The organism is Motilibacter peucedani, assembly GCF_003634695.1.
GTDB classification, from domain to species: Bacteria; Actinomycetota; Actinomycetes; order Motilibacterales; family Motilibacteraceae; genus Motilibacter; species Motilibacter peucedani.
The window spans coordinates 64,589-89,770 of the sequence record NZ_RBWV01000013.1 but is presented as its reverse complement, the minus strand read 5'-3'; the positions used below and the strand labels follow the sequence as shown (position 1 = coordinate 89,770).

24 protein-coding genes and 1 riboswitch are annotated in these 25,182 nt (G+C 74.1%); of the genes, 11 read left to right on the top strand and 13 right to left on the bottom strand.

Translation table 11 applies throughout. The features are described from left to right. Positions 1–10 precede the first annotated feature (10 nt). From CLV35_RS13520 to CLV35_RS13500, 5 genes are read right to left on the bottom strand one after another with little or no spacing between them, the layout of a single operon-like run. On the bottom strand, positions 11–766 hold the full coding sequence (locus CLV35_RS13520; RefSeq protein ID WP_121194030.1) for a DeoR/GlpR family DNA-binding transcription regulator: 756 nt from the start codon (positions 764–766) through the stop codon (positions 11–13). A 5-nt stretch (positions 767–771) separates the two neighbouring features. After that, positions 772–1,833 carry a D-2-hydroxyacid dehydrogenase gene (locus tag CLV35_RS13515; protein WP_121194029.1) on the bottom strand — a complete coding sequence of 354 codons (1,062 nt, stop codon included), beginning with the start codon at positions 1,831–1,833 and terminating at the stop codon, positions 772–774. Further along, positions 1,833–2,717 (bottom strand): carbohydrate ABC transporter permease, encoded by an 885-nt coding sequence (locus tag CLV35_RS13510; protein WP_231121800.1) that lies wholly within the window; start codon positions 2,715–2,717, stop codon positions 1,833–1,835. Before CLV35_RS13510 ends, CLV35_RS13515 begins: the two co-directional genes overlap by 1 nt. 10 nt (positions 2,718–2,727) lie before the next feature. Then, the gene (locus tag CLV35_RS13505) at positions 2,728–3,663 is read right to left on the bottom strand and encodes a carbohydrate ABC transporter permease (protein WP_231121799.1); all 936 of its coding nucleotides are present in this window, start codon (positions 3,661–3,663) and stop codon (positions 2,728–2,730) included. An 11-nt stretch (positions 3,664–3,674) separates the two neighbouring features. Next, positions 3,675–5,057 (bottom strand): ABC transporter substrate-binding protein, encoded by a 1,383-nt coding sequence (locus CLV35_RS13500; protein ID WP_121194028.1) that lies wholly within the window; start codon positions 5,055–5,057, stop codon positions 3,675–3,677. Positions 5,058–5,297: 240 nt separating this feature from the next. On the opposite strand from CLV35_RS13500, the gene CLV35_RS13495 reads away from it, so the two are divergent. Further along, positions 5,298–6,170 carry an LLM class flavin-dependent oxidoreductase gene (locus tag CLV35_RS13495; RefSeq protein ID WP_121194027.1) on the top strand — a complete coding sequence of 291 codons (873 nt, stop codon included), beginning with the start codon at positions 5,298–5,300 and terminating at the stop codon, positions 6,168–6,170. 32 nt (positions 6,171–6,202) lie between these two features. Here the strand turns inward: CLV35_RS13495 and CLV35_RS13490 are convergent, their stop codons facing one another. Then, complete coding sequence (locus CLV35_RS13490) at positions 6,203–6,733, bottom strand: MarR family winged helix-turn-helix transcriptional regulator (RefSeq protein WP_121194026.1); 531 nt, start codon at positions 6,731–6,733, stop codon at positions 6,203–6,205. 130 nt (positions 6,734–6,863) lie between these two features. On the opposite strand from CLV35_RS13490, the gene CLV35_RS13485 reads away from it, so the two are divergent. Genes CLV35_RS13485 through CLV35_RS13470 form a run of 4 tightly spaced genes read left to right on the top strand, consistent with a single transcriptional unit; the run spans position 6,864 to position 10,143 of the window. Beyond that, entirely contained in the window at positions 6,864–7,532 is a 669-nt protein-coding gene (locus CLV35_RS13485; RefSeq protein ID WP_121194025.1) for an FMN-dependent NADH-azoreductase, read from the top strand. 41 nt (positions 7,533–7,573) lie between these two features. Further along, entirely contained in the window at positions 7,574–8,335 is a 762-nt protein-coding gene (locus CLV35_RS13480) for an MOSC N-terminal beta barrel domain-containing protein (protein ID WP_121194024.1), read from the top strand. Positions 8,336–8,345: 10 nt separating this feature from the next. Then, the gene (locus CLV35_RS13475) at positions 8,346–9,599 is read left to right on the top strand and encodes a magnesium transporter MgtE N-terminal domain-containing protein (protein ID WP_121194023.1); all 1,254 of its coding nucleotides are present in this window, start codon (positions 8,346–8,348) and stop codon (positions 9,597–9,599) included. After that, a complete protein-coding gene (locus tag CLV35_RS13470) occupies positions 9,589–10,143 on the top strand; it encodes a DUF1003 domain-containing protein (RefSeq protein ID WP_121194022.1) in 555 nt (184 codons plus the stop codon). Before CLV35_RS13475 ends, CLV35_RS13470 begins: the two co-directional genes overlap by 11 nt. A 200-nt stretch (positions 10,144–10,343) precedes the next feature. Here CLV35_RS13470 and CLV35_RS13460 read toward each other — a convergent pair whose 3' ends face one another. Then, entirely contained in the window at positions 10,344–12,557 is a 2,214-nt protein-coding gene (locus tag CLV35_RS13460; protein WP_121194021.1) for a putative bifunctional diguanylate cyclase/phosphodiesterase, read from the bottom strand. 62 nt (positions 12,558–12,619) lie between these two features. Further along, positions 12,620–12,725, top strand: a riboswitch (TPP riboswitch). 84 nt (positions 12,726–12,809) lie between these two features. On the opposite strand from CLV35_RS13460, the gene CLV35_RS13455 reads away from it, so the two are divergent. The 3 genes from CLV35_RS13455 to CLV35_RS13445 are packed head-to-tail and all read left to right on the top strand — an operon-like array spanning position 12,810 to position 15,718. Beyond that, complete coding sequence (locus tag CLV35_RS13455; RefSeq protein WP_231121798.1) at positions 12,810–13,592, top strand: ECF transporter S component; 783 nt, start codon at positions 12,810–12,812, stop codon at positions 13,590–13,592. Positions 13,593–13,595: 3 nt separating this feature from the next. Beyond that, on the top strand, positions 13,596–15,008 hold the full coding sequence (locus CLV35_RS13450; protein ID WP_121194019.1) for an ABC transporter ATP-binding protein: 1,413 nt from the start codon (positions 13,596–13,598) through the stop codon (positions 15,006–15,008). After that, on the top strand, positions 15,005–15,718 hold the full coding sequence (locus CLV35_RS13445; RefSeq protein WP_121194018.1) for an energy-coupling factor transporter transmembrane component T family protein: 714 nt from the start codon (positions 15,005–15,007) through the stop codon (positions 15,716–15,718). Before CLV35_RS13450 ends, CLV35_RS13445 begins: the two co-directional genes overlap by 4 nt. Positions 15,719–16,089: 371 nt before the next feature. On the opposite strand, the gene CLV35_RS19745 is transcribed toward CLV35_RS13445, so the two are convergent. Beyond that, positions 16,090–17,025, bottom strand: a complete 936-nt coding sequence (locus CLV35_RS19745; RefSeq protein ID WP_183061968.1) for a type IV toxin-antitoxin system AbiEi family antitoxin domain-containing protein — start codon at positions 17,023–17,025, stop codon at positions 16,090–16,092. Positions 17,026–17,297: 272 nt separating this feature from the next. Between CLV35_RS19745 and CLV35_RS13430 the strand changes: the two genes are divergently transcribed. Then, positions 17,298–19,160, top strand: a complete 1,863-nt coding sequence (locus CLV35_RS13430) for a GspE/PulE family protein (protein ID WP_231121797.1) — start codon at positions 17,298–17,300, stop codon at positions 19,158–19,160. Here CLV35_RS13430 and CLV35_RS13425 read toward each other — a convergent pair. Continuing rightward, positions 19,153–19,617 carry a MarR family winged helix-turn-helix transcriptional regulator gene (locus CLV35_RS13425; RefSeq protein ID WP_121194015.1) on the bottom strand — a complete coding sequence of 155 codons (465 nt, stop codon included), beginning with the start codon at positions 19,615–19,617 and terminating at the stop codon, positions 19,153–19,155. The two genes, CLV35_RS13430 and CLV35_RS13425, sit on opposite strands and share 8 nt — an antisense overlap. A gap of 107 nt (positions 19,618–19,724) precedes the next feature. On the opposite strand from CLV35_RS13425, the gene CLV35_RS13420 reads away from it, so the two are divergent. Continuing rightward, the gene (locus CLV35_RS13420) at positions 19,725–20,873 is read left to right on the top strand and encodes an Mrp/NBP35 family ATP-binding protein (RefSeq protein WP_121194014.1); all 1,149 of its coding nucleotides are present in this window, start codon (positions 19,725–19,727) and stop codon (positions 20,871–20,873) included. Positions 20,874–20,892: 19 nt separating this feature from the next. On the opposite strand, the gene CLV35_RS13415 is transcribed toward CLV35_RS13420, so the two are convergent. From CLV35_RS13415 to sigE, 4 genes are all read right to left on the bottom strand, one after another. Beyond that, positions 20,893–21,333, bottom strand: coding sequence for a sec-independent translocase (locus CLV35_RS13415; RefSeq protein WP_121194013.1), 441 nt, complete (start codon positions 21,331–21,333; stop codon positions 20,893–20,895). A gap of 98 nt (positions 21,334–21,431) precedes the next feature. Continuing rightward, on the bottom strand, positions 21,432–22,952 hold the full coding sequence (locus CLV35_RS13410; protein WP_121194012.1) for a S1C family serine protease: 1,521 nt from the start codon (positions 22,950–22,952) through the stop codon (positions 21,432–21,434). Between the two features lie 165 nt (positions 22,953–23,117). Beyond that, positions 23,118–23,795: an anti-sigma factor family protein gene (locus CLV35_RS13405; RefSeq protein WP_121194011.1), complete on the bottom strand. Its 678-nt coding sequence runs from the start codon at positions 23,793–23,795 to the stop codon at positions 23,118–23,120. After that, on the bottom strand, positions 23,792–24,397 hold the full coding sequence (sigE, locus tag CLV35_RS13400) for an RNA polymerase sigma factor SigE (protein ID WP_231121796.1): 606 nt from the start codon (positions 24,395–24,397) through the stop codon (positions 23,792–23,794). The genes CLV35_RS13405 and sigE overlap by 4 nt, the downstream gene beginning before the upstream one ends. A gap of 153 nt (positions 24,398–24,550) precedes the next feature. Here sigE and CLV35_RS13395 point away from each other — a divergent pair, with 153 nt between their 5' ends. Beyond that, positions 24,551–25,174 (top strand): O-methyltransferase, encoded by a 624-nt coding sequence (locus CLV35_RS13395; RefSeq protein WP_121194010.1) that lies wholly within the window; start codon positions 24,551–24,553, stop codon positions 25,172–25,174. Positions 25,175–25,182: the final 8 nt, after the last annotated feature.

Sequence of the window (25,182 nt, the reverse complement as noted above, 5' to 3'; positions counted from 1 at the left end):
GGGCGGGACGTCAGACCTGGCGGACCTCGACACCGGCGTCGCGCAGGGCGGCGACGGCGGGAGGTGGCGCGTCGGTGTCGGTGATGACGGTCGAGAGCTGGTCGACGCCGGCCAGCCGCACGGGCCCGCGACGGGTGAACTTGCTGCTGTCGGCCAGCACGACGATCGAGCGCGCCCGTTGCAGCAGCCGCCGGTCGGTGCTCGCCTCGTGCACCGAGGCCCCGGTGAGGCCGACGGAGGGGTCGATGCCGTAGGTGCCGGTGAAGGCGAGGTCGACCTCGAACTCCTGCACGGCCGACTCCGCGAGCCCGCCGAGCAGCGACATCTCGGCGTGCCGGAGAATGCCACCGAGCACCACGACGGTGACCTCGGGCAGCCGCGAGAGCTGGACCGCGACGTTGAGCCCGTTGGTGATGACGGTGAGCCCCTCTCTGCCCTGCAGGTGCGGGAGCATCGCCTCGGTGGTCGTGCCGCCGGTGATGAGCACGGTCGAGCGGTCCTCGACCAGGGCGGTGGCTGCCAGCCCGATGCGCCGCTTCTCGGCCGACTGCTCGAGCTGGCGGGCGGTCGGGGTGATCTCGAGCTCGTCGGGCAGGCTGGCGCCGCCGTGGACGCGGCGCAGCAGGCCCTGCTCACCCATCTCCGTCAGGTCGCGCCGGATGGTCGACGGGCTGACACCGACCGCGGCCGCCAGCTCGCGCACGTTGCCGCCGCCGTGCAGCCGCAGCTGGCGGAGGACCTCGCGCTGCCTCTCGTGGCTCAGCATCGCGCTCAGTACCCCAGGGTCCGGTCGACCACGTTGAGGAGCGAGCGTCCCTCGCGCAGCCGGCGCAGGTTCTGCGAGACGATCTCGAGCACCTGCTCCGCGTAGGCGGGCGCGAGGCCGCTGACGTGCGGCGTGACGAGGACGTTGGGCTCGTCCCACCACGGGTCGTCGGGGGCGAGCGGCTCGTCGGCGAAGACGTCGAGCACCGCGGCGCGGACGCGTCCCGACCGGAGGGCCGCCCGCAGCGCGTCCTCGTCGACGATGCCACCGCGTGCCACGTTGATGATCACCGCCGAGTCCTTCAGCGCGCCGAGGGCCTGCGCGTCCAGCATGCCCGCCGTCTGCTCCGTGAGCGGCAGGACCACGACGAGGTAGTCCGAGCGGCCCAGCACCTCGTGCAGCCCGTCGGGCCCGAACACCTGGACCGGTGCGTCGGCCGAGGGCTGCAGCTCGGCCGACGGGTCGTAGTGGTCGGCAGCGCGCGCGGGGGACCCCGGCGTACGCCGCACCGCCAGCACGTCCATCCCGAAGACTCGGCCCAGCCGGCCGATCTCCCGCCCGATGCGGCCGTAGCCCAGGATCCCCAGCGTGGCGCCGCGCACCGGGGCGGGCAGCATGCGGGCCCACCGCTCGTCGGGCCCGGGCCAGCGTCGCCGCTCGCGGGTCTCGAGGAGGGCCGGCAGGCGGTGGGCCGTGCCGAGGACGGCCCACATGACGTACTCGGCCAGCGGCACGGGCGAGACCCCGCCGATCGTCGTGATGGGGATGTCGCTGTCCCACAGCGGCTCGGAGCGCAGGTGGTCGACGCCAGAGGTGTCCACCTGCACCCACCGCAGCCGCGGTGCCCGCGAGGGGTGGCAGACGACCGAGCCGGTGTGGAGCACGTCGACCTGGGCCCAGACCTCGTCGTCGATCTCCTCGGCCGAGCTGACGCTGACCTGCCGCACCTCGACGTCGTCGCCGACCGACTCGATCGCGGCGAGGAACTCCTCGTCGAAGCGCATGGTCGAGAGGTAGTTGATGCGGGCGCGCCCGGAGAAGACGCGGGTCCCCGTGGCGCCGGCCATCACTTGATGCCGGAGCGGGCGAGGCCCTGCACGAAGTAGCGCTGGAACGCCACGAACAGCACGATCATGGGCAGCGTCATCAGCAGGCTGATCGCCATGATGGCGCCGTAGTTCGAGGAGTACTGCCCCTGCAGGTCGGTGACGATGCCCAGCGGCAGGGTGAAGAGCTCGTTGTTGCTGAACAGCGCGACCAGCGGCCACGCGAACGAGTTCCACTCGCTGGAGAAGGTGAGCAGCACCAGCACGGCGACGAGCGGCTTGCACAGCGGCAGGACGATCTGCACGAAGGCCCGCACGTGGCCGGCGCCGTCGACGCGCGCCGCCTCCAGCAGCTCGTCGGGGATCGCGACGAAGAACTGGCGGGCCAGGAAGACACCGAAGACCGCCGCGCTCTCGGGCAGGATGACGGCCCAGATGTTGCCGAACAGGCCGAGGTCGACCGACACCCTGAACTGCGGCACCATCACGGCCTGCACCGGGATCATCATCGTGGAGAGCAGCAGCAGGAACAGCGGGTTGCGCCCGCGGAAGCGGATCTTCGCGAACGCGTAGCCCGCGAGCAGGTTGCACACCACCGTGATGAGCGTCGTGAGCGTCGCGATCACGAACGAGTTCCAGAACCAGTGCCACACCGGGTAGAGGTCGATCGGGTCGCGGTAGTTGTCGAGCGTGAAGTGGTGCGGCCACCAGCGCAGGCCGGCCGAGTAGAGCTCGGACTGCGGCGAGAAGGAGGTCAGGATCATCCAGTAGAGCGGGAAGAACATGACCAGCGTGATGACGACGGCGAGCGCGAGGCGCGCCCAGAACCAGGGGCTCCGACGCGTACGCGGTCGCCGGGTCGCCGAGGTCGCCGGCGCCTGCGCGGGGGTGGTCGTCGTGGACACGTGCGCCTCCTCAGTCGGTCTGGTCGCGCGTGCTGCTGAAGCGCCACTGCGCCGCGGTGATGGCGAGGGTGATCAGGTAGATGACCACGCCGACAGCCGCGCCGTAGCCGAGCTGCTGGGGCCCGTGCTCGTCGAAGCTCGTGCGGTAGGCGTAGGTGCTCACCGTCGTCGTCGCGTAGTCGGGCCCGCCGCGGGTCATCGCCCAGACCGTGTCGAACACCTGGAACGAGTAGATCATGTTCATGACCAGCAGGAAGAAGGTCGACGGGCCGAGCAGCGGGAAGACGACGTGGCGGAAGCGCTGCCACGCGCTGGCTCCGTCGACGGTCGCCGCCTCCTGCACCTCGGAGCTCACCCCTTGGAGACCGGCGAGGTAGATGAGCATGTCGAAGCCGACCCGCTGCCAGACCGTGACGATGATGACCGAGGCCATCGCCCAGGTGCCGTTCGCCTGCCAGGAGGGTCCGCTGATGCCCAGAGTGGCGAGGAACTTGTTGACGAAGCCGTTGTACTGGTCGAACATCCACGCGCCGAGCACGCCCGTGGAGATGCCGGAGATGACCAGGGGCAGGAAGATGATCGACCGGTAGAGGGTGCGCCCGGGCAGCACGCTGTTGAGCAGCACGGCGATGCCGAGGCCGGCTGCCATCGCGATCGGGATGCTGAAGAGCGTGAAGACGCCGGTGTTGCGCAGCGTCTCCCAGAAGACGCGGTCCTTGAGCAGGTCGGCGTAGTTGTTGATGCCGAGGTACTCCCCCGGCCCCAGCGAGCCCAGCTTCTCGAAGCTGATGACGAACGCGAGCACCAGCGGCAGCAGCAGGAACACCGAGATGAGCACGAGGTTGGGCAGCAGGAAGCCACCTGCTGCCAGTGCCTGGCCGCGGGCCAGCCCGCCGCGCCGCCGCTGGGGCGTCGCGGTGGGCATCCGCTCCTGGAGGAGGGTCACCGGCCCGGTCCTCAGCCGGCGAGGGCTTTGGTCACGCCGCTGGCGATGTTCTTGAGGGTCGCCTCGCTCGACTGGTTGTGGAAGGCCAGCTCGAGCTGGTCCTGCAGGAGGGTGTTGATGCTGGCGAAGGCCGGGACCGTCGACTCCTTCACCACGGTGTCGGAGATCGTGGCGGCCTGCTGGGCGCAGACGGCGACGACGTCAGGCCGCGAGACGTACTGCAGGCTCTCGCTCGAGAGCGACTTCAGGGTCGGCAGCTCGATCGCCTGCTCGCAGAAGTACTTCATGCAGTCCTCGGTGACGAGGAACTTGAGGAACGCGGCGGCGAGGTCCGGGTTCTTCGTGTCCTTCAGCGCGACGATCGCGTTGCCGCCGAGGTCGGACGCCGCCGCGGTGCTCTGCGGCATGTAGGTCGCGCCCCAGTCGCCGCCCTTGTAGCCCGACTTCGCGTCGGCGAGCTCGGGCACCAGGAAGTCGCCGATGAACGTCATCGGCACCGTCTGGTTGAGGAAGAAGTTGTCGGAGTAGACGCTGGTCTTGATGGTGTTGGTCTTCGGCACCCACTTGTTGTCGAAGAAGCTCTTGGTGAAGTCCATCGCCTTGGTGGCCTCGGCCGAAGGCAGCGCCGTCCCCTTGAGGTCGGGCGTCAGCAGCGTGCCGCCCGCCTGGTAGAGCCACGAGAGCCACCGGTAGGCACCGGCCTGCGTCCAGTCGTAGGCGAAGGGGAACTTGTTGTCCGGCAGGCTGCTGCGCAGCTTGGTCGCGACGTCGGAGAACTCCTCCCACGTCCACGCGTCCGAGAGCTTGTCGGGCACCGCGGTGATGCCGGCGCTGGCGAACGCCGCCTTGTTGTAGACGATGCAGGTGGTGTCGGTCTGGTGCGGCACGCCGTAGGGCTTGCCGTCGAACTTCACCGCCTCCCACAGCGCCGGCAGGAACGCGTCGGACTCCGCGGCCGAGACGTAGGGCGTCAGGTCGAGCAGCACGCCCTTCGCGCTGTACTTGCCGATCGTCGTGTAGTCGACGCGGAAGATGTCGGGCGCGTTGCCCGCCTGGATGCCGCGGTCGATGCCGCTGAAGAACCCGTCGTAGGGCACGGCCTTCAGCTGCACGGTGGCCCCGGGGTTGGCCTCCTCGAACTTCTTCTTGGCGTAGGTGAAGCCGGCCGTCTCGCCGACGCTGCCGCCCCAGAAGGCGAAGGTGAGCTTGCCCGTGACGGGCCCGGAGCTGGCCTTCGAGCCGGCCGCCGTGGACGCCCCGCCGCTCGAGGCCGGCGCGCTGCCTGCGGCGTCGCTGCTCGTGCCGTCGGAGTGCTTGGAGGAGCACGCGCCGAGACCGACCAGCGCCGCTGCGCCCACCGCCCCGCCGAGGAACCCGCGCCGTGTGAGTGCCATGTGTTCGCCTGCTCCTCGAGGAGGTCCCTTCCGGGACGCGGGTGGGTCTGTTGTACGTCCGGCGCCAGGAACCGTCAACAGTTCCCAGGAGCACCGGCCGCACTGCTCGTCCGTGCTCGAACGTCGTCGTCTCTGCGCGGTTCTGCTGCCGGACGGCCTCCCGGACGCTACCGCCGGGGCACGCGCCCCGCACGGCGAGAACGTCGACGCCCCGGGGGCGGCTGCGACAGGATGGGCGCCATGACGACCCTCGGCGCTGTCTTCCGCCCCCAGCTCCCGCCCGAGCGGCTGCGCTCGGTGGCCCGGGCCGCCGACGAGGCCGGCCTCGAGGAGCTGTGGATCTGGGAGGACTGCTTCCGTGAGGGGGGCATCTCCTCGGCGGCGATGGCGCTCGCCTGGACGACCCAGCTGCGCCTGGGCATCGGGCTCATGCCGGTGCCCTTCCGCAACGTCGCCCTCTCGGCCATGGAGCTCGCGACCCTGGCGCGCGTCTTCCCGGGACGCGTGCGCCCGGCCGTCGGCCACGGCGTGCAGGACTGGATGGCGCAGGTCGGCGCCCGGCCCGCCTCCCCCATGACCTGCCTGCGCGAGCACCTCTCCGCGCTCCAGGCGCTGCTCGCCGGCGAGCGCGTCACGACCAGCGGGCGCTACGTGCACCTCGACGACGTCGCGCTCGACTGGCCGCCGGCGCAGCCGCCGGCGCTCATCACCGGAGCGACCGGCGACCGTACGCTGCGGCTCTCCGGCGAGCTCGCGGCCGGCACGATCCTCACCGGGGGCACCACGCCCGACGGCGTGCGCCGCGCCCGCGGGATCGTCGACGAGGGCCGCGCCCTCGCCGGGCGCTCGGACCACCACGAGGTCGTCGTCTACCTCGTCGCTGCCGCCGGTCCCGACTCCGCCGAGCGGCTCGAGCGCGAGTGCCGGCGCTGGGAGTTCCCGGCCGGTGCCGACGTCACGGTGGGCGGCGACGCGGAGTCGGTGGCCAACGGCGTACGCCGCTGGGCCGAGGCCGGCGCCGACACCGTCGTGCTGCAGCCGACCGAGGACGAGCCCGACCTCGAGGGCTTCGTGCGCTTCGCCGGCGAGCAGGTGCGCCCGCTGCTGGGCTGACGCACGCAGCAGCCCGCCGGAGCGGCAGCCCCTCAGGCGCGGGCGACCTCGCGGGCGACGGCGTCGGCGGCCTCGCACGCCGACTCCACGGTGGCGGGCTCGTCGCCCGGGAGGGTCGCCGCCACGCGCTCGAGCAGGGAGCGGAACGTCGCCGCCTCGGCAGGCGAGAGCCCGCGCAGCACGGAGGTGTCGATGCCGGCCAGCGCCCGCTCCGCCTCGGCGTGGACGCGGCGACCGTCGTCGGTGGCGACCACCTGGCGGCTGCGCCGGTCGGCGGGGTCGGGCCGGCGCGTGACCAGTCCGGCCCGCTCGAGGTCGTCGAGCAGGTAGGTCAGGACCGTGCGGTCGACCCCGAGGCGCTGGCCGACGACGGTCTGGCTCGCCGCCTCGCCGCTCACGGCGGCGGTGAGCACGTGGAACCCGCGGGGGCCGCCGGGCAGGTCGGCGAGCACCGAGCCGGCCGCCTTGACATAGGCGCGGAACACCGCGCCGAGGGTGTAGCCGAGGTCGCGCTCGAGGGGCGAGCAGGGCGAGGCGGCGGCACACGCCTGCAGCTCGTCCATGCCACGACCGTACACCCGGCGCGTCCCTGTGCGCGGTCGTCCAGACGGTCGGGTTGACAGATGTTCTGCTTGACATACGATCTGTCCAGCAGCAGGAACCGTCCCTGCACCCAGGTCCCCAGGAGGAGCCATGTCCCTGTTCCGTCTCGATGCGAGCATCCGCGGCGAGCAGTCGGTGAGCCGCAAGGTCGCCGACACTGCGACCGACGCGTGGCTCGAGGTCCACCCCCACGCGCCGGTCGTCCGGCGTGACCTGGGCGCCCACCCGCTGCCCTCGGACCTGTGGCCCCACGCCGTGGGCGGCTCGTTCCTGCCCGAGGACGCGCGCAGCCCGGAGCAGCGCGACGCGCTCGCCCTCGCCGCCACGCTGGCCGACGAGCTCGTCGCGGCCGACGCCTACGTCTTCGCGCTGCCGCTCTACAACTGGGGCGTCGACCAGCACGTCAAGACCTGGATCGACCTCGTGCTGACAGACCCGCGCTTCCGCGCCGGCACCCCCTCGCCGATCGCCGGCCGGCCGGCCGCGCTCGTCGTGACCCGCGGCGGCGGCTACTCCGAGGGCATGCCGAAGCACGGCTGGGACCACGCGACGCCCTACTACCTGCGCGTGCTGGGCGACGTGTTCGCCCTCGACGTCCACGTCTCAGAGGTCGAGCTGACCCTCGCCGGGCTCAACCCGGCGATGGCCGAGCTGATCCCGCTCGCCGAGAAGTCGCTGCGCGACGGGCACGAGAGCGCCGGCCGCCACGGCGCCGTCCTGGCCGAGCGGGTGGCCGGGGTCACGCGCCTCGCCGGCTGACACGCCGCCCGGCGCGCTGCGTTCCGGCACACTGTGGGCCCATGACGAGCGTCAGCGGCCTCACGGTCGCGCCGGTGAAGGGGCTGGCGGCCGTGCCGCGCCAGCGCGTCCGGCTCGAGCAGCAGGGCGTGGCGGAGGACCGCCGCCTGTTCCTGCTGCGCGCCGACGGCACCGTGGCCACCATCCGCCAGCTCCCGGCGCTCGCGACGCTCGAGCCCGACCTCGACCTCGAGGCCGGGGAGCTGCGGCTGCGGCTGCCCGGGGGCGGGTCGGTCGCCACAGCGGTCCACGAGGCCGGCGCCGCCCTGTCGGCCGACCTGTTCGGCAAGCAGCGCGCGGGCCGGCGCCTGTCCGGCGCGGTCGAGGACGCCGTGAGCGAGGCGGCCGGCGAGCCGCTGCGGCTGGTGCTCGCCGACCGGACGGGCATCGGCTGGGACGAGGGCCCGGTGTCGCTCGTCTCCCGCGCCTCCGCGGCAGCCGTCGGGCTGCCCGAGGACGAGGCGGGGCCGCAGCTGCGCCGGCTGCGCGTGCTCGTGGAGCTCGAGGGCGCAGCGCCCTACGAGGAGGACGGCTGGGTCGGCCGCGACGTGCGGGTGGGGGCGGCAGTCGTACGCGTGAGCCACCTGCTCCAGCGCTGCGTCGTGATCGGCGCCTCGCCGGTCACCGGCGAGCAGGACTGGGACGGCGTGCGCCGGCTCGTCCAGGTGCGCGGCCGCGACCTCACCTGCCTCGGCGTCATCGCCACCGTCGTCGAGCCCGGCGAGGTGGGCGTCGGCGACCCCGTCGAGCCGCAGATGACCTAGCCTTCGCTGCGTGAGTGGCACCCGCGTCTACGCCGCCCGGCTGGCCGGCACCGGAGTCTTCGACCCCACCGGTGACCAGGTCGGCAAGGTGCGCGACGTCGTCTGCCTGCTGCGGCAGGAGCAGCGCCCGCGCGTGCTGGGACTCGTCGTCGAGGTCCTCGGCAGGCGCCCGGTCTTCCTGCCCATGACACGGGTCACCGCCGTCGACCCCGGCTCGGTCATCACCACCGGCATCGTCAACATGCGCCGCTTCTCCCAGCGGCCCACCGAGACCCTGGTCCTCGGCGAGCTGCTCGACCGCAAGGTGACCCTCGTCGAGGACTCCACGACCGTCACCGTCGAGGACATCGCCCTGGAGCAGACGCGCACGCGCGACTGGGTGCTCGACAAGGTGCACGTCAGCCGCCCGGCCAAGGGCTTGCGCCGGCGCGGCGAGGCGCTCACCGTCGACTGGGACGCGGTGACCGGCTTCAGCCTGCAGGAGCAGGGCCAGGGCGCCACCAACCTGCTGGCCGCCTTCGAGGAGATGCGCGCGCCGGACCTCGCCAACGTGCTGCACGACCTCTCGCCCAAGCGGCGCGCCGAGGTCGCCGCCGCGCTCGACGACGAGAAGCTCGCCGACGTCCTGGAGGAGCTGCCCGAGGACGACCAGGTCGAGATCCTCGGCAACCTCGACGAGGCGCGCGCGGCCGACGTGCTCGAGGCCATGGGCCCCGACGACGCGGCCGACCTGCTGGCCGAGCTGCCCGAGCACGAGGCCGAGAAGCTGCTCGCGCTCATGGAGCCCGGCGAGGCGGCCGACGTGCGCCGCCTGCTGTCCTACGACGAGCTCACGGCCGGCGGCATGATGACGACCGAGCCGGTCATCCTGCCTCCCGACGCCACCGTCGCCGAGGCGCTCGCCCGCGTGCGCGTCGCCGACCTCTCCCCCGCGCTCGCCTCCTCCGTCTACGTCTGCCGGCCCCCGCTCGAGACGCCGACCGGGCGCTTCCTCGGCACCGCCCACATCCAGCGCCTGCTGCGCGAGCCGCCGTCGTCCCTGGTGTCCGGGGTCGTCGACAAGGACGTCGACCCGCTGCTGCCGCAGACGACGCTGCCGGCCGTGACGCACTACCTGGCCACCTACAACCTCGTGGCCATCGCGGTCGTCGACGACAACGACCACCTGCTGGGCGCGGTCACCGTCGACGACGTGCTCGACCACCTGCTGCCCGACGACTGGCGCGACCGCCCGGCCGACATCGAGGTGCCGCGTGGCTCGTGACGAGCGCGGCCTGCGCGGGCCCCGGCCCTCGCGCTCGCGCCCGGCGCTCGACGTGCCGCGCGAGCGCGGCCGGCGCGGGCTGCGCGGCCCGGGCTACGACGCCGAGACCTTCGGCGCGATCGGCGAGCGCATCGCCCGCTTCCTCGGCACCTGGCGGTTCATCGGCTACCTCACGGTGTTCGTGGCGCTCTGGCTGGCGTGGAACACCTGGACGCCGGACCGGCTCCAGTTCGACCCGCGGGCCACCAACTACACGCTGCTCACGCTCATCCTGTCGCTGCAGGCGTCCTACGCCGCGCCGCTGATCCTGCTGGCGCAGAACCGCCAGGCCGACCGCGACCGGGTGCAGTGGGAGCAGGACCGCGCGCGCAGCGAGCGCAGCATCGCCGACACCGAGTACCTCACCCGCGAGCTGGCCGCCGTGCGCATCGCGCTCGGCGAGGTGGCCACCCGCGACTTCCTGCGCGGCGAGCTGCGCACCCTGCTCGAGGAGCTCGAGGAGCGCCAGGCCGAGCAGCCGCCCGCCGCCGAGTACGAGTCCTGAACTCAGACCTCCAGCGCCTCGACGCCTCCTGGACGGCGACGACCTCTGCCGCCGGCGCGCCGTGCGCCTCCGCGGTCTCCAGCAGGGCCGCGGCGCGGCCGGCGGCCTCGGCGTCGTCGGACCCGGAGCCGGACTCCACCCACGCGTACGCGCCATTCCACCGAGCCGCAGGTCCGACACCGACGCCGGGCGACGTGGCCCTACGCCGTCGCGGCAGCCAGCGGCGCGTGCTGCTCGAGCTGCTCGATGACGGCGGGCAGGTCGGCCGGCGACATCGGCCGGCTGTAGAGGTAGCCCTGCGCGCTGGGCACGCCGAGCCCGTGCAGCGCCCGCGCCTGCACCTCGGTCTCGACGCCCTCGACCACGGTGTGCAGCCCCAGGGTGCGGCCGAGCTCGGCGATGACCGAGACCAGCCGCGTGCTCGACCGCTCGGTCGTGATGTGGTCGGTGAAGCTCTTGTCGACCTTCAGGATGTCGAAGTCGAGCTGCTGCAGGTAGCTCAGCGACGAGTAGCCCGTGCCGAAGTCGTCGACCGCGAAGCGCACGCCGATCGCGCGCAGCACCCGCACCGCGTCGACGACGGACTCGAGTCCCAGCGCCGCGCTCTCGGTGATCTCCAGCACGAGGTGGCGCGGGTCGAGCCCGGTGTCGGCGAGCACGGCGCGCACCTCGTCGGCGAAGCCGGGCTCCTCGAGCCGCGCGGGCGAGACGTTGGCGCTGACGTAGGCGTCGGCCGCCACGGGGTGCTCCCGCTTGAGCTCGGCGACCGACGCGCAGGCCGTGCGCAGCACCCAGCGGTCGACCTCTCCCATCAGGCCCATCGACTCGGCGGTCGGGAGGAAGGCGAAGGGGCCGAGCAGCCCGCGCGTCGGGTGCTCCCAGCGGATCAGGGCCTCGAGGCCCTGGAGGCGGGCGCTCGCCACGTCGACGATGGGCTGGAAGTGCAGGCGCAGCTCGCCGCCGTGCAGCGCCTGGCGCACCGACTCGCGCAGCACCAGCTCGCCCATGCGGGCCTCGCGCAGGTCCGGCTCGAAGACGCGGGCGCAGTCGCCGCCGGCGGCCTTCGCCGCGTACATCGCGAGGTCGGCGTCCGTGACCGGGTCCGCCCCCTGGGTCCACGAGCCGGCGAGCCCGAGGCTCGCGGTCACCAGCGTGTGCACCAGCTCGGGCTGGTCGAACGGCGCGCGCAGGCACTCGAGCACCCGCAGCGCGAACGACTCGGTCTCCTGCTCGCCGGCGCCCACGAGCAGCACCGCGAACTCGTCGCCCTCGAGGTGCGCCACGAGCGAGGGCTCGGCCACCAGCGCGTACAGCCGGCCGGCGACCTCGCTGAGCACGGCGTCGCCGCCCTCGCGCCCGAGCCGGTCGTTGATGGTCTTGAAGCCGTCGATGTCGCAGTGGATGACGCCGACCGGCGTCCCCGCGCCCGTCGCGTCCCAGATCCGCTCGTTGAGCAGCGTACGGTTCGGCAGCCCGGTGACCGGGTTGCGCAGCGCCTGCTCGCGGACCTCCACCTCGAGCCGGTGGCGCTCGGTGACGTCGCGCGCGTTGATGACCGCGCCCGAGGAGTCCGGCGAGGCCGACAGGGTGCACTCGAGCACGCGCCAGCCGTCGCCGCCGCGCACCCGCAGGTCGAGCTGCGTGGGGACGCCGGGGCGCGGTCCCGCGGCGAGGCGCTCGAGGGCGGCCTCGACCTCGTCCGGGTGCATGTGCTCGCGCAGGACCGCCGCGCACTCCGCGCCGACGAGCCCGGAGGCCTCGATGCCGAGCACCGAGGTGAGCGAGGGGCTGACGTACTCCACGCGGCCCTCGCCGTCGAGCAGCACGGTGATGTCCGAGGAGTTCTCGACCAGGCTGGCGAAGCGCCGCTCGTCGTGCTCGTGCAGCTGAGCGGCCGAGCGGGTCAGGCGGCTGACGAGGTAGGCGGTGATCTCGCTGAGCAGGACGCAGACCAGCACCGTGTCGAGCGCGCCGCCCCGCAGCCAGGCCGCGTGGTCGGCGGGCGCGACGTCGGCCAGCGGCAGCCAGAACGCGACGCCGATGAGCGGTGACCACCAGAGGCTCGTCCACCGCGGCTGCGAGAGCCCGATGAAGACCGCGAGCACGGTGAAGAAGCAGGTGGAGTTGTAGGGGTTGAACGACACCGCGTTCATCAGGCCGATCATCACGCAGCCAAGCGGGATGATCGGCAGCATCGCGGCCCGTGGCCACCGGTGGAACGGCAGCACCAGGCACAGCACGCCGACGGCCGCGGCGACGACGGCGACCGAGACGCCCGCGACCAGGGCCCAGCCGCCCAGAGGCAGGGTGCAGGACACCGACACCGCGCTGCCGGCGAGGGTGAGGACCGCTCCGCACCTGCTCGCCAGGCCGCGCAGGTCGAGGGAGTCGTCCCTCCGCGGCTTCCTGGTCACGACGTCCTCATCGACCGGGCACCCCGCCGTCTTACGGGTACGCACGGGTGTAATCTCGCAGCGCACCACCGCAGGGGAGCGCTGCAGCGCTGAGAGTGTGGGACGACCCACAGACCCTCGAACCTGATCCGGGTCATGCCGGCGCAGGGAGTCGGATCTCCACCGAGCGGCGCGTCCCTCGGGCCGCGCCACGCGGTGGCTCGTCAGATGCCTTCACCTCTCCTCCTACGTCGTCCGCGTCCAGGAGGAACCGTGTCCACCACCCACCCGTCCGGCCCGTCCCGCCCGTCCGGCGCCGCCGCGCGCGCCGGCACGGTCATTGTCGCCGTGGGCGCCGTCGCCGCCGTGCTCGGCTACCTCGGCACCGAGGCGACCGACCTGCCGCGCGCCGCGAGCGTCATCGACGCCGTGGTCGCGCTCGTCGCCGCCGGGCTCGTCTGCTTCGGCGTCCTGACCCGCCCCCGGGCACCGTGGCGCACCGTGGACATCGTCACCGCGGCGGTGCTGGCCGTCGCGTCCGGCGTGGTCTTCTGGGCGTGGACCCAGCTGTGGAACGCGGTGTCGCCGGCGTTCTCGGGCTTCCCGCCCGGCCAGGCCGTGATGTACGGCATGTGGTTCCTGCCGGGCGCGCTCGTGCCGCTGGTCGTCCGCAAGCCGGGCGCCGCGGTCTTCGCCGAGCTCGTCGCCTCGACCCTCGAGTACCTCCTGGCGAGCTCGTTCGGCGCGCCGGTGATCGTCTACGGGCTCGTCCAGGGGCTGTGCGCCGAGGCCGTGTGGGCCGCGTTCCGCTACCGGCGCTGGGGCCTCGTGCCCTCCGCGCTCGCCGGTGCGGCGGCGGGCCTGGGCGCCGCGCTGCTCGACCTCGTCTACTACTACGCCGACTGGTCGGGCCCGTGGAAGCTCACCTACGTCGTCGCCGTCGTCGTCTCCGGCGCCGTGCTGACCGGTGGCCTGTCGTGGTGGCTGCTGCGCGCGCTGGTGCCGACCGGCGCCCTCGGCGCCTTCGCGGCCGGCCGCAGCCGCGAGCTGGTCTAGCGCATGCAGGTGTCCGTCACGGGCTGGGGCTGGCGCCACGCCGGCCGCCGGGCCTGGGCGGTGCGCGAGCTGGACCTCGAGGTCGCGCCCGGTGAGAAGGTCCTGCTCGTCGGCCCGTCCGGGGCCGGCAAGAGCACGCTCCTGCTCGCGCTCGCCGGGCTGCTCGACCCGTCCTCGGCCGAGGAGACCGAGGGCCGCATCACCCTCGACGGCGTCGACGCCCGCGAAGCGCGCGGCCGCGCCGGGCTGGTGCAGCAGGACCCGGCCACGAGCCTGGTGATGGCGCGCGCCGGTGACGACGTCGCGTTCGGGCCCGAGTGCTGGGGCGTCGAGCCGGCGGAGATCTGGCCGCGCGTGGACGAGGCGCTCGACGACGTCGGGTTCACCCTCGGCCGCTCCCGCGCCACCGCCGGGCTCTCCGGCGGCGAGGCGCAGCGCCTCGCCCTCGCGGGGGTCGTCGCCCTGCGGCCCGAACTCCTGCTGCTCGACGAGCCGACCGCCAGCCTCGACCCGGCCGGCGTGCTTGTGGCCCGCGCGGCGGTCGGTCGCGTGCTCGAGCGCACCGGCGCAGGGCTGGTCATGGTCGAGCACCGGCCAGGGCCCTGGCTCGACCTGGTCGACCGGGTGGTCGCCCTGGACGCGTCCGGCGTCGTGGCCGACGGCCCGCCGGCCGCCGTGCTCTCCGGCGAGCGCGGGCGCTGGCTGGCCGAGCACCGTGTGTGGGTGCCGGGCTTCGAGCCGTCGTGGCCGTGGCACGCGCCCGCCGCCGGGGAGGCCCTCCTGCAGGCGGAGTCCGTGACGCACCGGCACCGCGGTGCTTCCCGGCCCTCACCCGAGGACGTCTCGCTCGTGCTCCACCGCGGGGAGGCCGTCGCGGTCACCGGCCGCAACGGCGTCGGCAAGACCACCTTCGCCCAGGCGCTCGGAGGCCTGCTGCGGCCGAGCGCGGGCAGCGTACGCGCGACGCCGGCCCTGAGCGCCGACCGCCGTCCGCTGTGCACGTGGCGCGCCAGTGCGCTGGCCGGCGCGGTCGGCAGCGTCTTCCAGCGCCCCGAGCAGCAGTTCGTCACCGGCCGCGTCGTCGACGAGGTCGCCCTCGGCGTCCGGCTGGCGGGCGGTGCCCCGTCGACGGCGACCGACCTGCTCGAGCGGCTCGGCCTGGCACGGCTCGCCGCCGCCGACCCGCACACGCTGTCCGGGGGCGAGCAGCGCCGGCTCTCGGTCGCCGCCGTCCTGGCCGCCGCGCCTCAGGTGCTGGTGCTCGACGAGCCGAGCTTCGGGCAGGACGCGCGCACCTGGGCCGAGCTCGTGCGGCTGCTGCAGGCGCTGCTCGAGGAGGGCCGCTCTGTCGCCGCGGTCACCCACGACCGGCCGCTCGTCGGTGCACTGGCGGCGCGCGAGCTGGTCCTCGGGTGAGCGTCAACCCGCTCTCCGGCCTGCTCGCCTGCACGGTGGTCGGACTCGCCGCACTGCTGGCCCGCGACGCCGTCACGCCGGTGCTGCTGCTCGTGCCCGCCCTCGCGTGGCTGCTCTCCGGGCTGCCGGTGGCCACCTCGGCCCGCCGCTCGGTCCCGGTCTTCGTCGCGGCGGCCGGCGTGGGCTTCTCCACCGCCCTGCTCGCGCCGGGCGCAGGGCTGGTGTGGGACCGCGGCCTCGCCATGGCGCTGCGCGTGCTGGCGGTGGCGCTGCCCGGCGCGCTCTACGCCGGTCTCGTCGACCCCACCGAGCTCGCAGACGCGCTCGTCCAGCGGCTGCACGCCCCGGCGCGCTTCGCCTACGGCGCCCTCGCCGCCCTGCGCCTGCTGCCCCTGCTCCAGGAGGAGTGGCGCATGAGCGGGCTGGCCCGCCGCGCCCGCGGCCTCGGCGACCGGCGCAGCCCCGCCGCAGTCGTACGCGCCTTCGCCGCCCGCTGCTTCGCGCTCCTCGTCGCCGCCGTCCGCCGCAGCACCCGCCTGGCCACGGCCATGGACGCCCGCGGCTTCGACTCCGGCCGCCCGCGCACCTCCGCCCGCACGTCCCCGCTCGGCAGTCCGGACCTGGTGCTCGTCTCCGCGTCCCTCGTCGTCGCCGTCGGCGCGACGCTCCTCTCCGCCGCCCTCGGCACCTGGTCGCCCGCCTGGGGGTGAGCGCGCCTATCGCGACCTCGGCGGTGGAACCTCGACCCCAGCGGTAGCAACCACGACCCGGCGGTAGCCCCTCGGCTACCTCCGGACCGCTTTGCTACCGCTCACCTGCCGAGCGCCAGCCCAGCGGTAGCCGACGCGGCCGAGCGGTGGCAACCCCGACCTCAGCGGTAGCAACCACGACCCGGCGGTAGCCCCTCGGCTACCGCCGACCCTCCCTTGCTACCGCTCACCTGCCGAGAGCCAGCCCAGCGGTAGCCGACGCGGCCCAGCGGTAGCCGACGCGGCCGAGCGGTGGCAACCCCGACCTCAGCGGTAGCAACCACGACCCGGCGGTAGCCCCTCGGCTACCGCCGACCCTCCCTTGCTACCGCTCAGCGCCCATGACGCCGGGCTGAGCGCTCCAGGGCCGCGCGCACCACGTGCTCGAGCCGCCCCGGGTCGTGGAGGTCGCGCCACTCGAGCCGGACGAACTCGTAGCCCGCCGCGCGCAGGTCGTCCTCTCGCCGCTTCTCCGCGCGCAGGACCTCCGCGGCCGAGGTCGAGCCGTCGCCGGCGTACTTCGACCAGCCGTCGAACTCGACGACGACATGGTGCTCCTCGAGGACGAGGTCACCGCGGTACGGACGCCCGCTCGCACCGCGCACGACGCCCTGGGGAACAGGCGTCGGCAGGCCGAGCTCGGCCATCACCAGGCGGGCGAGCGTCTCGCCGGGCGACTCGGACCGTCCGTCAGCCAGGCGTACGGCGCGCACCGCCTGGGGCGCACCGCGCCAGCCGCGTACGGCCTGCAGCGCCTCGTCGAGCGCCTCCGGTGTGGCGAGGCGCAGCCGCAGTGCCGAGTCCATGGCGACCACGGCGGCATGCAGCGGGAGTGAGCGCGCGAGATCGATGGCCGTGCGGGCTCCGGAGGTGACTGGTACGCCGTGGCCGTCGGCGCGCACGTGCTCGTCCGGCAGCGGTGCGCGCAGGACGTGCAGCCCCGGACGCTTGCGGTGGTCGGCCCGGGCCGCGGTCAGCGTCACCGTCGACGGCGGCTCGAGGAGGACCATGCCGAGCAGCAGGGCCGCCGACGAGTGGCTCGCGACGGCGTGGGCCACGCACAGCTGCGCCGCGCGCACCGCCAGGCGATGGGCACCGGTGGGGTCGACCTCGTCGGGCAGGGAGTAGACGCCGTGGCGGAGGCGCACCCACCTCCCCTCCGCCACGAGCCGCGCTACCTCGTCGGGCGGGAACCCGTGCACACCGGCATCGGCGGCGGAGAAGACACCGCCCTGGGCGGTGGCGAGGGCGAGCAGGCCGGGGGTCATCGCGTCAGTCTCGGGCTCCGGCGCTCGGAGCACCGCCCGTCGTCCACATGCCCGGGAGCCGAGGGCGCGCAGCTCGACCAGGCACATCGGGCACCAGCGGTAGCAGTTCCACGCCAGCGGTAGCACCTCGGCTCCCGCCGGGCTCGATCTGCTACCACTCGCGCGCCTGCCTGAGCCATGCCGCTGCCGAACGTGCCGCGAGCGCGAGGCACCGGACAGGAACACCGCTGCCCCGGGCTACAGCAGGAGCGGATCTGCTCCGAAGAGACTGCGTGAGCATTCCCACGGCCCGCGACGAGTCGACCCTGTCACGAGGACGGCACGCCTACTCCGACCTGCCCTACGCGGTCAGCTCGACGCCGGAGCCGGCCACCCAGCAACCGGCTGCCGCACCGGCAGCGAGCTCGAGCTACGCCGGCGCGAACGGCTACGGCGGCGGGACCCGCAAGCGCATCGGCGACGTGCTCGTCGAGGCCGGCGTGCTCACGCAGGCCGACCTCGAGCGCGCCCTCGGCGCGCAGAAGACCGATGCCTCCGGCGAGCGCAAGCGGCTCGGCGAGATCATCACCGAGCTCGGCTTCGCCTCGGAGCGCCAGGTCGCCCAGGCTCTCGCCGACGTGCTCGGCCTCCAGGTCGTCGACCTCGGCGCCGTCGTGGTCAGCCCCGAGGTCGCGCGCTCGCTGCCGCGCTCGGTCGCGGAGCGTACGGGCGTCCTCGTCGTCGACCGCGCGCCCGACGGTGCGCTGCGGGTCGCGACCTCCGACCCGACCAACGTGCTGGCGCTCGACGACGTACGCCTCTACACCAACGCTCCCCGCCTCGACGTGCTCGTGGCGACCTCGAGCCAGGTGCGCGAGCACCTGCACCGCGCGTGGTCGCTGTCGGAGGACAACGTCGTCGTCGCCGACGTGCTCGAGGGCATCACGCCCGACACCGACGACACCCAGGAGACCGGCGGCTCGCCCGACGACGCCCCGACGGTCCGCCTGGTCAACATGGTGCTCTCCGACGCCGTGCGCGCCGGTGCCTCCGACATCCACATCGAGCCCCAGCGCGACGTGCTGCGCATCCGCTACCGCGTCGACGGCATGCTGCGCGACGTCATGACCGTGCCCCGCCGCGCGGCACCGGCCGTCGTCAGCCGCATCAAGATCACCTCGGGCCTCGACATCGCCGAGCGCCGGGTGCCGCAGGACGGCCGCGCCCGCATCAGCGTCGACGGCACCTCGGTCGACACCCGCATCTCGACCATGCCCTCGATCCACGGCGAGAAGGTCGTCATCCGTCTGCTGATGGGCGCCGAGCAGATCAAGCAGCTCGACGCGATGGGCATGTCTGCTCCGCAGCTGGCGAAGATCCGCGCCTCGATGCAGCAGCCGCAGGGCCTGGTGCTCATCACCGGCCCCACCGGCTCGGGCAAGACCTCGACCCTCTACGCCGCGCTCTCGGAGATCGTCGACCCGACGCGCAACATCGTGACGCTCGAGGACCCGGTCGAGATCCAGATCCCCGGCATCACGCAGACGCAGACCAACGAGCGGGCCGGCATGACCTTCGCCAAGGGCCTGCGCTCGATCCTGCGCCAGGACCCCGACGTGGTCCTCGTCGGCGAGGTCCGTGACGCCGAGACCGCCGAGCTGGCGCTGACCGCGTCGATGACCGGCCACCTCGTGCTCTCGACCCTGCACACCAACTCGGCGGTCGCGGCCATCACCCGCATGGTCGACATGGGCATCGAGCCGTTCCTCGTCGCCTCGTCGCTGACCTGCGTGGTGGCGCAGCGACTGGTACGCCGCGTGTGCACCAGCTGCGCGCGCCCCGAGCCGCTCGACCCGGTGCTCGCCGAGTCGCTGGGTGTGCCGGTCGAGCTCCAGGCCGTCGCGGCCCCGCGCAAGGGCGAGGGCTGCACGCAGTGCGGCGGCACCGGCTACAAGGGCCGCTGCGGCATCTACGAGGTCATCGAGATCACGCCGACGCTGCGCGGTGTGCTGCTGCGCGACCCCAGCGAGGCCGCGCTCGCCCGGGCCGCCGAGGCGGAGGGGTTCCGGTCGCTGCGGTCGGCCGCCCTCGAGCTGGCCGCCCGCGGCGAGACGACGTTCGCCGAGGTCGCGCGCGTGGTGCCGCGCTTCAGCTGAGCAGCTTGTCCATCGCCCGGTCGAGGGCCGCGAGGTCCTCGGGGTCGAGCTTGGAGACGACCAGCTCGGACACGCCGCGCAGGTGCGTGCCGGTGGCGCTGCGCAGCCGGTCGTAGCCCGCCTGCGTCAGCACCGCGAACAGCCCGCGGGCGTCACTCACGCAGGCCTCGCGCGTGACGAGCCCCTCGCGCTCGAGCCGGTCGACCAGGCGGGTCAGCCCGCTGCGCGAGAGCAGCACGGCGTCGGCCAGCTCGGTCATGCGCAGCTTGTGCTCGGGCGCCTCGACGAGCTGCACGAGCACGTCGTAGGACGCGAGTGGTAGCGAGTGGGCTCCGAGCAGGTCGGCCTCGAGCTGACGCACCACGGTGGCATGGGCGCGCAAGAACTTGCGCCAGACCGCGATCTCCCCCGAGCTCAACCGCTCCGGAGCACGTTGCACCGGTGGCGATGTCTGCATCGCCGCATCGTACCCGCAATACCACTCTCTGCTGTCGTTTGTCACCGGTTCGGCCCAGGTGCTACGCAGCGGTCCGCGTCGCCCGGCACGCGCCGTAGCATCGCCTCATGCAGAGCCCCACCGTCGAGCAGGTCCACGCTGCGCTGGCCCGGGTCATCGACCCCGAGATCCGCCGGCCCATCACCGAGATCGGCATGGTGGGAGCGGTCGAGGTCACCGGCGCGACCGTCGCCGTCCACATCCTGCTCACGACGACCGGCTGCCCGATGCGCGAGCGCATCACGACCGACGTCACCACAGCCGTACGCGGTGTGCCGGGCGTCGCGGACGTCGCCGTGACGCTCGGGGTGATGAGCGACGAGCAGCGCGCGGGCCTCAAGACCCTGCTGCGCGGCGGGGTGCCCGAGCGCGCGGTGCCGTTCTCGCAGCCGGGCTCGCGCACGCGGGTCTACGCGGTGGCCAGCGGCAAGGGCGGCGTCGGCAAGTCGTCGGTCACGGCCAACCTGGCCGCTGCGATGGCGGCCGACGGGCTCGCGGTCGGCCTGCTCGACGCCGACATCTACGGCTTCTCGATCCCCCGCATGCTCGGCGTCACCGGCCGCCCGACCAAGGTCGGCGACATGATCATGCCGCCCGTCTCGCTGGGCGTGAAGGTCGTGTCCATGGGGATGTTCGTCCAGGGCAACACCCCGGTGGCGTTCCGCGGGCCCAAGCTGCACCGCGCGCTCGAGCAGTTCCTCACCGACTTCGAGTGGGGCGAGCTCGACGTGCTCCTGCTCGACCTGCCCCCCGGCACCGGGGACATCGCGATCTCCACCGCGCACCTGCTGCCGACCGCCGAGCTCGTCGTCGTCACGACCCCGCAGCTCGCCGCGGCCGAGGTCGCCGAGCGCGCCGGCTCGCTCGCCAAGCAGACCTCGCAGCGGGTCGCGGGCGTCATCGAGAACATGTCCTACCTGCCGTGCCCGCACTGCACCGAGGAGGGCCGCGACCACCGGCTCGAGGTGTTCGGCGCCGGCGGCGGGCAGACGGTCGCCGACGCGCTGACCGGCGTGCTCGGCGCGCGGGTGCCGCTGCTCGGCCAGGTGCCGCTCGACGGCCGGCTGCGCGAGGGCGGCGACAGCGGCGTGCCGCTCTCGGTCGGCGACCCGACGGCTCCGGCGTCGGTGGCGCTGCGCGAGATCGCCCAGCGGCTGGGCCGGGCGCCGCGCTCGATCGTCGGCCGTCCGCTCTCGCTCACCCCCGTCAGCGCCTAGCGGCGCTCAGCGGGGTCGCTCAGGTGACGTCGCCGTCGGCGTAGGCCGAGGCGTCGGGCGCGTCGTCCTTGCGGAGGTCCGGAGCGCCGGGCTTGCGCAGGTCGGGTGCGTCGCGCTTGCGCAGGTCCGGCGAGCCCGACGAGCGGGCGGTCGCGCCGGTGGACCGGCTGCTCGGGGCGTCGCCGTCGAGGTCGAACGCGCTGCGCAGGTCGTCGTCGAGCGCGTCGTCGAGCAGGTGCTTCTGCACGAACGCGCGCGGGTTGAGCTCGCTGAGGTCGATGTCGGCGAACTCCGGGCCCAGGTGCTCGCGGACGTCGGCCTGCGCCTCGCTGGCCATGCGGCGCAGCTGGCGCACCATGCGGCCGGCCTCGGAGATGAAGCCAGGCAGCTTGTCGGGGCCGATGACCACGAGGGCCACCACGGCCAGGACGACGAACTCCCAGCCGTTGATCCCGAACATCGCCCGCTCCTCGGTGCTGAGTGCCCCGGCCGAGCAGGCCGGAGTGCACCTCCGAGACTAGCTCCTGCCAGCCGGGCCCACCCTCGGGTCGCGCAGCATCAGCCGGTCTTGCTGCGGCCCAGCGTGACCTCGACGGTGCGGCTGCGCCCGCCCCGCGTGTAGGCGAGGCTCACGGTCTCTCCGGGCACGTGCGCGCGGATCGCGACGATGAGCTCCTGCGAGTCGGCCACCCGCTTGCCGTCGACGGCGGTGATGACGTCGCCCTCGCGCAGGCCCGCCTTGTCGGCCGGTCCGCCGGGCTCGACACCGGGGGTGCCCCCCGTCGTCCGCGCGTCACCGATGCGGGCACCCGGGTCGTCGTAGGTGCAGTCCAGCGAGACACCGATCACCGGGTGCACCGCGTGGCCGGTGCGGATGATCTCGTCGGCGATGCGCTTGGCCTGGTTGCTCGGGATGGCGAACCCGAGCCCGATGCTGCCCGACTGCCCGCCGCTGCTGGAGCTGCTCAGCGTCGAGATGGCGCTGTTGACGCCGATGACCTGGCCGCTGTAGTTGACCAGCGGGCCGCCCGAGTTGCCCGGGTTGATCGCGGCGTCGGTCTGGATCGCGCTGTAGTAGGACGCGTCCTTGGCGCCGCAGCCCCCCGAGGCGCCCGACTCCCCTGCGGTCACCGGACGGTCGAGGGCGCTGACGATGCCGGTGGTCACCGTGCCCGAGAGCCCGAGCGGCGAGCCCACCGCGATGACCGGGTCGCCGACCACCGCGGCCGCGGAGTCGCCGAAGGCCACGGTCGGCAGCGCGCTCGCGTCCACCTTGATGACGGCGAGGTCGTAGCTCGAGTCGGCGCCGACGATGCGCGCGTCGAAGCCGCGCCCGTCCTGGAACACCACGCGCACCTCGCCGCCGCCGATCGCGGAGGCGACCACGTGGTTGTTGGTCAGGATGTAGCCGTCGGGGCGGATCACGAAGCCGGAGCCCGAGCCCTGCTCGACCTGGATCGACACCACCCGCTGCAGCAGCTGGGCCGCGACGGCCGGCACGCTGCCCTGCGGGCGCTGCTGGCTGCCGCGCGGGGTGACGGGCAGGCTGCTCGTGCCCGTCACGACGTCGTCGCCGCCGTCGTCGGCGAGGCCCCAGCCGATGACGCCGCCGACCGCGCCGCCCAGCAGGGCGATCAGCGCAGCGAGCGCGACGATCAGGGGTGCGCGGCGCGACGACCGCGCCGGCCGGCCCTCGGCGGCGACGAGGACGTCGCGCGGCTGCTGCGGCGGCGGCGGGAAGTGCGGGCTGGTGTAGGGCGGCGCGTAGGGCGAGCTGAACGGCGCGTCGCCCGGGCGGCGCAGCTGCTCGCCCGGCGGGCGGAAGTACGGGTCGACCGGCGGGTACGCGGCCTGCTGGCCGCCCCAGCCCGGCGGGGGCTGCTGCGGCTGCTGGCCGTACGGCTGCTGCTGTGCGTACGGCTGCTGGGGCTGCTGCGGCGCGTACGGCTGCTGCTGGCCCGTGCCCTCGACCGGCCCGGTCGGCCAGTCGTCGGAGCGGATCTCCTCCGGCTGGCGCACCGCCCACGGGTCGTCACCGGGTTGCGCCCACCACGCGCCTTCGGGCCGCTCGTCGCTCATGGGTCGTGTCGCTCCTGGGCTTCTCAGGCCGTCGTCGCCTCCCGGTAGGGGGGCGGGTCGGGGTCGCGCGTCGTCTGCGTGGTCACCGGCATACCCGGCCCGGCCATTCTCGTCACCCGGGCGCGGGCACGCACCACCACGCCCGCACGACCGGCAGGGCCTGCCTCAGCGCTGGAGCGTCGCGGCGAGCAGCGGGAGCGGGGCGCTCAGCCGCTCGATGGGCTCGGAGGCCGCACCGCCGTGACGCGCCGACCGCGTCACCGCCGCGCGGCCGAGCGGGAACGAGAGCTCGGCGGCGGTGGGGTCGGAGAGCGCCGCAGCGATGCGCGACTCGGCGCTCGACCGGGTCGGCGCCGTGCGGGCGGCCCGGCGCGCGGCGGCGTCGGACTCGGTGCTCGGGACGCTCGGCCGGGTCGCCGGCGGGCGCGGTGCCCGGGTGGTGGCGCGGGCGCCTGAGGCGGAGCCGCCGCTCGGGCTCATGGCCGGCACAGCGACGAGCAGGGCCGCTCCGACCAGCAGGCCGAAGGACGCGGCGCCCGCGTGCGGCCGGCGCAGGTGCGAGGACGGCACGACGGGCTCGGGTTCCGGCGCGCAGGCCGCGACCGAGGGCAGCGAGAGCAGCCGCGAGGTCAGGTCGGAGGGCACGCAGGGCTGGCCGAGGCGACCGAGCTGTGCCTTGACCGCGCGCGCCGCCTGCAGCTCGGCGCGGCACGACGGGCAGCCGGCGACGTGGGCGAGCAGCCGGTCGCGCTCGTCGTGGGCGACCTGGCCGTCGGCCAGCGCGTCGAGGCGCGAGCCGAGGTGCGGCCCGCCGAACGGCGAGAGCGAGCCGAAGCCGGTCATGCGAGCACCCCGCCGTCGGCGAGCGCGCCGTCCTCCAGCGCCGCGCGCACGCGGGCCGGGTCGCGGTGGGCCAGCGCCGCCCGCAGCTGGGCGCGCCCGCGCGAGATGCGGCTGCGCACCGTGCCCAGCTTCACGCCGAGCGCCACGGCGATCTCGTCGTAGGACAGCCCCTCGATGTCGCACAGCACGACGGCGGCGCGGAAGTCGGGCGAGAGCGCGGCGAGCGCGGTCTCGACGTCGGGGTCGAGCCCGCTGTCGACCAGCAGCGCCTCGGGCCCGGGCTCGCGGCCGGGCAGCCGGTCGTCGCCGTCGTCGGGCAGCGGGTCGAAGCGCACGCGCGACTTGCGGCGCACCGAGTCGAGGAACAGGTTGACCGTGATGCGGTGCAGCCAGCCCTCGAACGTGCCGGGCGAATAGCGCGAGAGCGAGCGGAAGACCCGGACGAAGACCTCCTGGGTGAGGTCCTCGGCCTCGTGCCGGTCGCCGGTGAGGCGCAGCGCGAGGCGGTAGACGCGGGCCGAGTGCGTGCGCACGATCGAGTCCCAGCTCGGGGCGACCCAGGTGCTGCCGCCGTCCGGCGGGGCCCAGGTCGGGTCGTCCACCACGCTCTCCCTCGCTGCTCGCTCGTCGTGCTCGTCGTCGGGTGCTCCCGACAGCCTCCACCAGAGGCGTCGTAGTGGCAACGGTCGCGCACACCGCGCGGGTTCCCGTGGGTCGCCCCCGACCGTGCCGGCGGCCTGGCTAGGCTGCGACCCGTGCGCGAGACGACGTGGGAGTTCAGCGAGGCGTGGGCCGGCGAGGACGACGTGCTCCGCGAGGCGCGCGCCCGCGCCTCCGAGCTGGGCTGCGTGCCGGTCGGCCCCGGAGGTGCCGCCGCCCTGCGCGTGCTGGCCGCCGCCCTGGGCGCCCGGGCGGTGGTCGAGATCGGCACCGGCACCGGCGTCTCCGGGCTCGCCCTGCTGCAGGGCATGCGGCCCGACGGCATCCTCACCACCGTCGACGTCGAGCCCGAGCACCAGCGCGCCGCCAAGGAGGCCTTCGCCGCCGCCGGCGTCGCCGGCAACCGCGCCCGGGTCATCTCCGGCCGCGCGCTCGACGTCCTGCCCCGGCTGGCCGACGGCGGCTACGACCTGGTGTTCTGCGACGGCGAGAAGACCGAGCACACGGCCTACCTCACCGAGGCGCTGCGCCTGCTGCGCGTCGGCGGCGCGGTGGCCTTCGACGGCAGCCTGCTCGACGCGGTGGCCGACCCGGCGCAGCGCGACGAGCAGACGACCGCCGTGCGCGAGCTGCTCGCCGCGGTCAAGGGCGACGAGCGGCTGGTGTCGTCGCTGCTGCCCGTCGGCGACGGCCTGCTGGTCGCCGTCAAGCGCGCCTGAGCCCTCGA